18 protein-coding genes are annotated in these 8,275 nt (G+C 67.8%); all 18 read right to left on the bottom strand.

Annotated features, from left to right (window positions below; genetic code table 11):
• A partial coding sequence (rpsE, locus tag TA90_RS10295; RefSeq protein ID WP_052450757.1) for a 30S ribosomal protein S5 occupies positions 1–622 on the bottom strand: 622 nt, incomplete at its 3' end.
• A gap of 28 nt (positions 623–650) precedes the next feature.
• The gene (rplR, locus tag TA90_RS10290; RefSeq protein ID WP_043536207.1) at positions 651–1,022 is read right to left on the bottom strand and encodes a 50S ribosomal protein L18; all 372 of its coding nucleotides are present in this window, start codon (positions 1,020–1,022) and stop codon (positions 651–653) included.
• Positions 1,022–1,558: a 50S ribosomal protein L6 gene (rplF, locus tag TA90_RS10285; RefSeq protein WP_043536205.1), complete on the bottom strand. Its 537-nt coding sequence runs from the start codon at positions 1,556–1,558 to the stop codon at positions 1,022–1,024. Before rplF ends, rplR begins: the two co-directional genes overlap by 1 nt.
• 15 nt (positions 1,559–1,573) lie before the next feature.
• The gene (rpsH, locus tag TA90_RS10280) at positions 1,574–1,972 is read right to left on the bottom strand and encodes a 30S ribosomal protein S8 (protein ID WP_043536204.1); all 399 of its coding nucleotides are present in this window, start codon (positions 1,970–1,972) and stop codon (positions 1,574–1,576) included.
• 65 nt (positions 1,973–2,037) lie between these two features.
• On the bottom strand, positions 2,038–2,223 hold the full coding sequence (locus TA90_RS10275) for a type Z 30S ribosomal protein S14 (protein ID WP_043536202.1): 186 nt from the start codon (positions 2,221–2,223) through the stop codon (positions 2,038–2,040).
• Positions 2,224–2,227: 4 nt separating this feature from the next.
• Positions 2,228–2,773 carry a 50S ribosomal protein L5 gene (rplE, locus tag TA90_RS10270; protein ID WP_043536201.1) on the bottom strand — a complete coding sequence of 182 codons (546 nt, stop codon included), beginning with the start codon at positions 2,771–2,773 and terminating at the stop codon, positions 2,228–2,230.
• Positions 2,774–2,775: 2 nt separating this feature from the next.
• Positions 2,776–3,210, bottom strand: a complete 435-nt coding sequence (gene rplX / locus TA90_RS10265; RefSeq protein ID WP_043536199.1) for a 50S ribosomal protein L24 — start codon at positions 3,208–3,210, stop codon at positions 2,776–2,778.
• Entirely contained in the window at positions 3,210–3,578 is a 369-nt protein-coding gene (gene rplN, locus TA90_RS10260; protein WP_043536197.1) for a 50S ribosomal protein L14, read from the bottom strand. The genes rplX and rplN overlap by 1 nt, the downstream gene beginning before the upstream one ends.
• Before the next feature lie 97 nt (positions 3,579–3,675).
• Positions 3,676–3,960: a 30S ribosomal protein S17 gene (rpsQ, locus tag TA90_RS10255; protein WP_052450756.1), complete on the bottom strand. Its 285-nt coding sequence runs from the start codon at positions 3,958–3,960 to the stop codon at positions 3,676–3,678.
• Positions 3,957–4,190, bottom strand: coding sequence for a 50S ribosomal protein L29 (rpmC, locus tag TA90_RS10250; protein WP_043536193.1), 234 nt, complete (start codon positions 4,188–4,190; stop codon positions 3,957–3,959). Before rpmC ends, rpsQ begins: the two co-directional genes overlap by 4 nt.
• Positions 4,190–4,609: a 50S ribosomal protein L16 gene (rplP, locus tag TA90_RS10245; protein ID WP_043536192.1), complete on the bottom strand. Its 420-nt coding sequence runs from the start codon at positions 4,607–4,609 to the stop codon at positions 4,190–4,192. Before rplP ends, rpmC begins: the two co-directional genes overlap by 1 nt.
• A 5-nt stretch (positions 4,610–4,614) precedes the next feature.
• Entirely contained in the window at positions 4,615–5,421 is an 807-nt protein-coding gene (gene rpsC, locus TA90_RS10240) for a 30S ribosomal protein S3 (RefSeq protein WP_043536190.1), read from the bottom strand.
• Positions 5,421–5,792, bottom strand: a complete 372-nt coding sequence (gene rplV, locus TA90_RS10235) for a 50S ribosomal protein L22 (RefSeq protein WP_043536188.1) — start codon at positions 5,790–5,792, stop codon at positions 5,421–5,423. Before rplV ends, rpsC begins: the two co-directional genes overlap by 1 nt.
• Positions 5,793–5,822: 30 nt before the next feature.
• On the bottom strand, positions 5,823–6,104 hold the full coding sequence (gene rpsS, locus TA90_RS10230) for a 30S ribosomal protein S19 (protein WP_043536186.1): 282 nt from the start codon (positions 6,102–6,104) through the stop codon (positions 5,823–5,825).
• Positions 6,105–6,119: 15 nt separating this feature from the next.
• A complete protein-coding gene (gene rplB / locus TA90_RS10225; RefSeq protein WP_043536184.1) occupies positions 6,120–6,956 on the bottom strand; it encodes a 50S ribosomal protein L2 in 837 nt (278 codons plus the stop codon).
• A gap of 27 nt (positions 6,957–6,983) precedes the next feature.
• Positions 6,984–7,289 (bottom strand): 50S ribosomal protein L23, encoded by a 306-nt coding sequence (gene rplW, locus TA90_RS10220; RefSeq protein ID WP_043536182.1) that lies wholly within the window; start codon positions 7,287–7,289, stop codon positions 6,984–6,986.
• Positions 7,286–7,930 (bottom strand): 50S ribosomal protein L4, encoded by a 645-nt coding sequence (rplD, locus tag TA90_RS10215; RefSeq protein ID WP_043536180.1) that lies wholly within the window; start codon positions 7,928–7,930, stop codon positions 7,286–7,288. Before rplD ends, rplW begins: the two co-directional genes overlap by 4 nt.
• Before the next feature lie 2 nt (positions 7,931–7,932).
• A partial coding sequence (gene rplC / locus TA90_RS10210) for a 50S ribosomal protein L3 (protein WP_043536179.1) occupies positions 7,933–8,275 on the bottom strand: 343 nt, incomplete at its 5' end.

Raw genomic sequence — 8,275 nt, 5'->3', positions numbered from 1 at the left:
CGCGCAGCATGGCTGCCGGCGCGACGCGCTCCAGCGGGAGCCCACGGCGGGCCGCGACGGCCTCCGGCTGCTCGAGCTGCTTGAGGGCGTCAACCGTGGCGTGCACGATGTTGATCGCGTTGCTGGAGCCCAGCGACTTGGTCAGCACGTCCTGGACACCCGCGGCCTCGAGCACGGCGCGCACGGGGCCGCCGGCGATGACGCCGGTGCCGGGTGCGGCCGGGCGCAGGAGCACGACGCCGGCGGCGTCGCTGCCCTGGACCAGGTGGGTGATGGTGCGGCGGACCATGGGGACGCGGAAGAAGCTCTTCTTGGCCTCCTCGACCCCCTTGGCGATGGCCATGGGGACCTCCTTGGCCTTGCCGTAGCCGACGCCGACCGTGCCCTCGCCGTCACCCACGACCACCAGGGCGGTGAAGGAGAACCGACGTCCGCCCTTGACCACCTTGGAGACGCGGTTGATCGTCACGACGCGCTCGATGTACTGGTTCTTCTCCTCGTTGCGACGGTTGTCGCGGCGGTCGCCGCGCCCACCCCCGCGACGGTCACGACGCTCGCCGTCGCGCTCGCTGCGCTCGGGGCCGCCCTGACCACCTGTCCTGCCTCGCTGCGGTGCAGCCATCAGATGCTCTCTCTTTCCTCAGTCGCCATCACAGCTCGAGTCCGCCCTCGCGGGCGGCCTCCGCGACAGCCGCGACGCGGCCGTGGTACTTGTTGCCACCGCGGTCGAAGACCACCGAGTCGATGCCGGCGGCCTTGGCGCGCTCGGCGACCAGGGTGCCCACGCGGCGGGCCTTGTCGACCTTGGTGCCCTCCGACGCGAGGATGTCATCCTCCATCGTCGAGGCGGAGACCAGGGTGTGGCCGACGCTGTCGTCCACGACCTGGGCCACCATGTGACGGTTGGAACGGGTGACGACCAGACGGGGGCGCTCGGAGGTGCCGGACACCCTCTTGCGGAGACGCTGGTGGCGGCGCTTGCGCGCGATGGCCTTGCCCTTGCCCTTGACGGAGTACGCCATCACTTACCAGCCTTTCCGACCTTGCGGCGGATGTTCTCGCCCACGTAGTGAATGCCCTTGCCCTTGTAGGGCTCCGGCTTCTTGAGCTTGCGGATCCTCGCGGCGGTCTCGCCGACCAGCTGCTTGTCGATGCCCGAGACCGTGAACTTGGTCTGGGAGTCGACGGTGAACTCGATGCCCTCGGGGGCCTCGACGGGGACCGTGTGGGAGAAGCCGAGCGAGAACTCCATGCCCTTGCCCTTGGGGACCACGCGGTAGCCGGTACCGGTGATCTCGAGCTGCTTCTTGTAGCCCTCGGTGACGCCGGTGATCATGTTGGCGATCAGGGTGCGGGTCAGGCCGTGGAGCGAACGCGAGGCGCGCTCGTCATCGGGACGGGACACCTGGACCTGGCCGTCGGAGACCTCCACGGTGATCGGGGCGGCGACGGTGTGGGTCAGCTGGCCCTTGGGGCCCTTGACCGTGACGGTCGAGCCGTCCACCGAGACCTCGACGCCTCCGGGGATGGTGATGGGATTCCTACCAATACGCGACATCGTTCAGGCTCCTCATCACCAGACGTAGGCGAGGGCTTCCCCGCCCACGCCCTTGTCGGCCGCCTGGCGGTCTGTCAGCAGGCCGGAGGACGTGGACAGGATCGCCACGCCCAGGCCGCCGCGGACCTTGGGCAGGTTGGTGGACTTGGCATACACGCGCAGACCGGGCTTGGAGACGCGCTGCAGGCCCTCGATGGCACGCTCGCGGTGCGAGCCGTACTTGAGGGTCAGCGTCAGCGTCTGCCCGACGCGGGCATCCTCGACCGAGGATGAGGCGATGTAGCCCTCCTCGACCAGCATGTCAGCGATCGCGGCCTTGAGCTTCGACGACGGCATGGAGACCGTGTCGTGGTGGGCCGAGTTCGCATTGCGCAGACGCGTCAGCATGTCTGCGATCGGATCAGTCATTGTCATGGGGGACTTATCCCCTTCCTCGTCGCGGTTTCCGCCGGGTCACCCCGGGACCTACGACGTAGTGATTACCAGCTGCTCTTGGTGATGCCGGGGAGCTCGCCCTTGAGGGCCAGTTCGCGCAGGCACACGCGGCAGAGTCCGAACTTGCGGTACACCGAGCGCGGGCGACCGCACCGGTTGCACCGGGTGTAGCCGCGCACCTTGAACTTCGGGGTGCGGGCGGCCTTGATCTTGAGGGACGTCTTGGCCATGTGGTCAGTCCTCCTTGAAGGGGAAGCCGAGGTGGCGCAGGAGGGCACGGCCCTCAGCGTCGGTGGCGGCCGAGGTGACGACCGTGATGTCCATGCCGCGGACGCGGTCGATGGAGTCCTGGTCGATCTCGTGGAACATGGACTGCTCGGTGAGGCCGAAGGTGTAGTTGCCCTGGCCGTCGAACTGCTTGGGCGAGAGTCCGCGGAAGTCACGGATACGCGGCAGGGCCGTGGAGAGCAGCCTGTCGAGGAACTCCCACATGCGGTCCCCACGCAGCGTGACGTGGGCGCCGATGGGCTGACCCTCACGGAGCTTGAACTGCGCGATGGACTTCTTGGCCTTGGTGGTCACCGGCTTCTGGCCGGTGATCAGCGTGAGGTCGTGGATCGCGCCCTCGAGCGCCTTGTGGTCACGGGCGGCCTCGCCCACGCCCATGTTGACGACGATCTTGACCAGACCGCCGACCTCCATGACGTTGGGGTGCTTGAACTCGTCGCGGAGCGCGGTGCGCACCTCCGACTGGTACTTCTCCTTGAGACGCGGGGCCATGCTCAGATCTCCTTGCCCTGCTCGATGCCGCGCGCGGCGCCACCGCGGGTCACGCGGACCCGGACGGTGCGGGTGCGGCCGTCGCGCTCGACGATGTCCTCACGGAAACCGACGCGAACGCGCTGCTTGGTGTCGGGGTCGACGAGGGCGACCTTGGACAGCGAGATCGGTGCCTCGACCGTCTCGATGCCCCCGGTGGAACCCTGGGTCTGACCCTGGCGCACGTGGCGCGTCTTGAGGTTCACGCCCTCGACGAGGACCTTCTCCTCGGCGGGGAAGACCTTGATGACGCGACCCTGCTTGCCCTTGTCGCCGGGCTTGAGGGGCTCGAGCCCCTCCTCCTGGCGACGGGCGTTGCGCTGGGCCAGCAACTTGTCGTCCGATGTGCGTCCACGGACGACCTCGACCAGGTCACCCTTGCGGATCTTCGCTGCCATCAGATCACCTCCGGAGCGAGAGAGACGATTCGCATGAACTTCTTGTCGCGCAGCTCGCGGCCCACGGGGCCGAAGATGCGCGTTCCACGGGGCTCGCCATCGCTCTTGAGGATGACGGCCGCGTTCTCGTCGAAACGGATGTAGGAACCGTCGGGGCGGCGGGTCTCCTTGCGCGTGCGCACGATGACCGCCTTGACGACTTCACCCTTCTTGACGTTGCCGCCGGGGATGGCGTCCTTCACGGTCGCGACGATCGTGTCGCCGATTCCCGCGTAGCGCCGACCCGAGCCACCGAGAACACGGATGGTCAGGATCTCCTTGGCACCTGTGTTGTCGGCGACCTTCAGTCGCGACTCCTGCTGGATCATTTTGTGTGACTCCTGTCGTCGAGCCGGTTCTCAGCGCGGTGGGTGTTCCCCCACCGGCCGAGCCTGGCCGAACGGATGATGGTCTGGTGGGCGAAGGTCACTTCGCCTGTTCGAGGATCTCCACGACCCGCCAGCGCTTCGTGGCGGACAGCGGTCGGGTCTCCATGATGAGGACCAGGTCCCCGACGTGGCACTCGTTGGCCTCGTCGTGCACCTTGACCTTCTTGCTCTTGCGCATGACCTTGCCGTAGAGGGCGTGCTTGACGCGGTCCTCGATCTCGACGACGACGGTCTTGTCCATCTTGTCGCTGGTGACGTACCCGCGACGGACCTTGCGGTCGTTGCGCACGACCTGGTCGGTGCTCTCGGACACTCGACTCACTCCTCGGTGCTCGGGGCGGTGCGGAAGCCAAGCTCCCGCTCGCGCGCGATGGTGTAGATGCGGGCGATGTCTCGGCGCACACTCTTCATGCGGCCGTGGTCCTCCAGGGAGCCCACGGCCTGGGAGAAGCGAAGGTTGAACAGCTCGGCCTTCGCCTTCTCGAGCTCCTTGGACAGCTGGGCGTCGTCCATGGCATCGAGGTCAGCGGTGGTCAGACCCTTCTCAGCCATCAGATGTCACCACCCTCTCGGACCACGAAACGGGTCTTCATCGGAAGCTTGTGCTGGGCGCGGCGCATGGCCTCGCGCGCGAGCGGCTCGGACACGCCACCCAGCTCGAACATGATGCGTCCGGGCTTGACGGGGGCGACCCACCACTCCACGGCGCCCTTGCCGGAACCCATGCGGGTCTCGGCGGGCTTCTTGGTCAGCGGGCGGTCGGGGAAGATGTTGATCCACACCTTGCCACCACGCTTGACGTGACGGGTCATCGCGATACGGGCCGCCTCGATCTGACGGTTGGTGACGTAGGCGCCTTCAAGGGCCTGGATCCCGTAGTCACCGAACGCCAGTTCGGTTCCACCCGAGGCCGCACCGGTACGGTGCGGACGGTGCTGCTTGCGGTACTTGGTCCGACGGGGAACGAGCATCGGGCTCAGGCCTCCGATCCGGTCTCAGCAGCCGCGGGCTGGGCCTCGGGGGCCTGCTGCTGCGGCTGGGCGTTGTCCTGGGGACGACCACCACGACGCGGGCCACCGCGGCGCTCGCCGCGACGTGCGCCACCGCGGGTCTGCTGCTCCGCCTGCTGGCGGGCGTACTCGCGCTCGGTGATGTCACCCTTGTAGATCCACACCTTCACGCCGATGCGTCCGAAGGTGGTGCGGGCCTCGTGGAGGCCGTAGTCGATGTTGGCGCGCAGCGTGTGCAGCGGCACGCGTCCCTCGCGGTAGAACTCCGAGCGGCTCATCTCGGCGCCGCCCAGGCGGCCGGCGACCTGCACGCGGATCCCCTTGGCACCGGCGCGCTGGGCCGACTGGATACCCTTGCGCATCGCGCGGCGGAAGGAGACGCGGGCAGCGAGCTGCTCGGCGATCCCCTGGGCCACGAGCTGGGCATCCAGGTCGGGGTTCTTGACCTCGAGGATGTTCAGCTGGACCTGCTTGCCGGTGAGCTTCTCCAGGCTCTGACGGAGGCGGTCGGCCTCCGCGCCGCGGCGCCCGATGACGATGCCCGGACGGGCGGTGTGCAGGTCGACGCGGACGCGGTCACGCGTGCGCTCGATGTCGACCTTGGAGATCCCGGCGCGCTCGAGGCTCTCGGAGAGCGTCTTGCGGATCGCGACGTCCTCGGCCACGTAGTCGGCGTAACGCTGACCCTTGGTCGTGGAGTCGGAGAACCAGTGGGACCGGTGGTCGGTGGTGATTCCCAGTCGGAACCCGGTGGGGTTGACCTTCTGACCCATTACCGGTCTCCCTTCTTCTTGTCGTCCTTGGTGCCCACCACGATGGTGATGTGGCTGGAGCGCTTGAGGATCCGGCCGGCGCGCCCCTGGGCACGCGGGCGGAACCGCTTCATCGTCGGGCCCTCGTCGACGTAGGCCTCCAGGACACGGAGGTCCGCCTCGTCGAAGGTCTCCCCGGCGAGCTCTGCCTTGACCTTGGAGTTGGCCACGGCGCTGAGCAGCACCTTCCGGACGTCAGTAGCTACGGCCTGCGGGGCGAACCGCAGAATGTCGGCGGCCTCCAGGGCGGCCTTGTCGCGAACCTCGTTCACGACACGGCGAGCCTTCTGGGGCGTGACACGGACGTACCGCGCCTGCGCCTTGGCTTCCATGAAATCTGCCTCTTCTTCCTCGGGGCCGGCTCAGCGCCGACGTCCCTTGCGGTCGTCCTTGTCGTGGCTGCGGAAGGTCCGCGTGGGGGCGAACTCTCCGAGCTTGTGACCCACCATGGCCTCCGTGACGAACACGGGAACGTGCTTGCGGCCGTCGTGGACGGCGAAGGTCAGACCCAGGAAATCCGGGGTGATGACCGAACGGCGCGACCAAGTCTTGATGACACTCTTAGAGCCGGTGTCGTTCGCGGCGTCGACCTTCTTGAGCAGATGGTCGTCGACGAACGGGCCCTTCTTCAAACTGCGCGGCATTGTTCCAGCTCCCTATCAGCGCTTCTTGCCGGTCCGGCGACGACGCACGATGAGCTTGTCGCTGGCCTTGTTCGGACGACGGGTACGGCCCTCGGGCTGGCCCCACGGGCTGACGGGGTGACGTCCGCCGGACGTCTTGCCCTCGCCACCGCCGTGCGGGTGGTCCACCGGGTTCATGACGACACCACGGACGTGGGGGCGCTTGCCCCTCCACCGGTTGCGACCGGCCTTGCCCCAGTTGATGTTGGAGTGGTCGGAGTTGCCGACCTCGCCGATCGTCGCGCGGCAGGTGATCTCCACGTTGCGGATCTCCCCGGAGGGCATGCGCAGCTGCGCGAAACGCCCTTCCTTGGCGACCAGCTGCACGGAGGAGCCTGCGGAGCGGGCGATCTTGGCACCGCCGCCGGGCTGGAGCTCGACGGCGTGGACCACGGTGCCCAGCGGAATGTTGCGCAGGGGCAGGCAGTTGCCGGGCTTGATGTCGGCGCCGGCGCCGGCCTCGACGCGGTCACCCTGGTTCAGCTTGGCCGGGGCCAGGATGTAGCGCTTGTCGCCATCGGCGTAGTGCAGCAGCGCGATGCGGGCGGTGCGGTTCGGGTCGTACTCGATGTGGGCGACCTTGGCCGGCACGCCGTCCTTGTCATGACGACGGAAGTCGATGACCCGGTAGGCGCGCTTGTGACCGCCACCGCGGTGGCGTGAGGTCACGCGACCGTTGGCGTTGCGGCCACCGGTCTTGTGCAGCGGGCGGACCAGCGACTTCTCGGGCTCGGAGCGCGTGATCTCGGCGAAGTCGGACACGCTCGAGCCGCGACGGCCGGGCGTCGTGGGCTTGTACTTGCGGATTCCCATGATGTTCCTCTACCTCTCCAGCGGGCCTCAGGCCTGCTCGCCGAAGATGTCGATGGTGCCTTGGCGGACGGTGACGATGGCCCGCTTGACGTCCTTGCGCTTGCCGATGCCGTCACGGGTGCGGTAGACCTTGCCCTTGCGGTTCTGGGTCGCGACCGCTCCCACCTTGACACCGAAGATCTTCTCGATGGCGATCTTGATCTCGGTCTTGGTGGCCCGGGGGTCCACCTCGAAGGTGTACTTGCCCTGGTCCATCAGCACCGAGGACTTCTCGGTGACGACGGGCTTGAGGATGATGTCGCGGGGGTTCTTGCCCGCCTCGATGGTGCTCACTTGGTCTCCTCCTTGGTGCCGAGGAAGGTCGCCAGGGAGCCCTCGGTGAACACGACGTCGTCGTTGTCGAGCACGTCGTAGGTGTTCAGCTGATCGGCCCACAGGATGTGGACCTCAGGGACGTTGCGCAGGCTGAGCACCGTGAGCTCATCCGTGCGCTCCAGGACGACGAGGGCCTTGCGGTCCTCGACGATGGAACGCAGGGTGGCGAGCGCGGTCTTCGTGGAGGGCTTGTCACCCTCGAACAGCGAGGTCACGACGTGGACCCGGCCGTTGCGGGCGCGGTCCGAGAGGGCGCCGCGCAGGGCGCCGACCTTCATCTTCTTGGGGGTCCGCTGCGAGTAGTCACGCGGCTGGGGTCCGTGCACGGTGCCACCGCCGTTGTACTGGGGGGCGCGGATCGAACCCTGGCGGGCGTTGCCGGTGCCCTTCTGGCGGTACGGCTTCTTGCCGCCGCCGGCGACCTGGCCGCGCGTCTTGGTCGCGTGCGTGCCCTGACGGGCGGCAGCGAGCTGTGCCACGACGACCTGGTGGATCAGCGGGATGTTCGTCGGAACGTCGAAGACCGAGGCAGGGAGGTCGGCGCTGCCGACCTTCTTGCCTGCGACGTCCAGGACGTCAACGGTACGAGCGTCGGACATGATCACGCACCCTTCACGGAGGAGCGAACCAGGACGACGCCGTTCTTGGGACCCGGGATGGCGCCGCTGATGAGCAGCAGCCCCTTGTCGGTGTCCACGGCCTGGATCGTCAGGTTCTGGATGGTTCGGCGGGCGTTGCCCATGCGGCCGGCCATGCGCTGGCCCTTGAAAATGCGACCGGGGGTGGCGCACGCGCCGATGGAGCCGGGCTTGCGGTGGTTGCGGTGGGCGCCGTGGGAGGCGCTGTCACCGTGGAACCCGTGGCGCTTCATGACGCCCGCGAACCCCTTGCCCTTGGTGTTGCCCGAGACGTCGACCTTCTGGCCCGTCTCGAAGAGGGCTGCG

The sequence above is a fragment of the Actinomyces polynesiensis genome (assembly GCF_000820725.1).
In the GTDB taxonomy this organism is placed as follows: domain Bacteria; phylum Actinomycetota; class Actinomycetes; order Actinomycetales; family Actinomycetaceae; genus Pauljensenia; species Pauljensenia polynesiensis.
The sequence above is the reverse complement of the archived record's forward strand: the minus strand, read 5'-3'. Positions and strand labels throughout refer to the sequence as shown.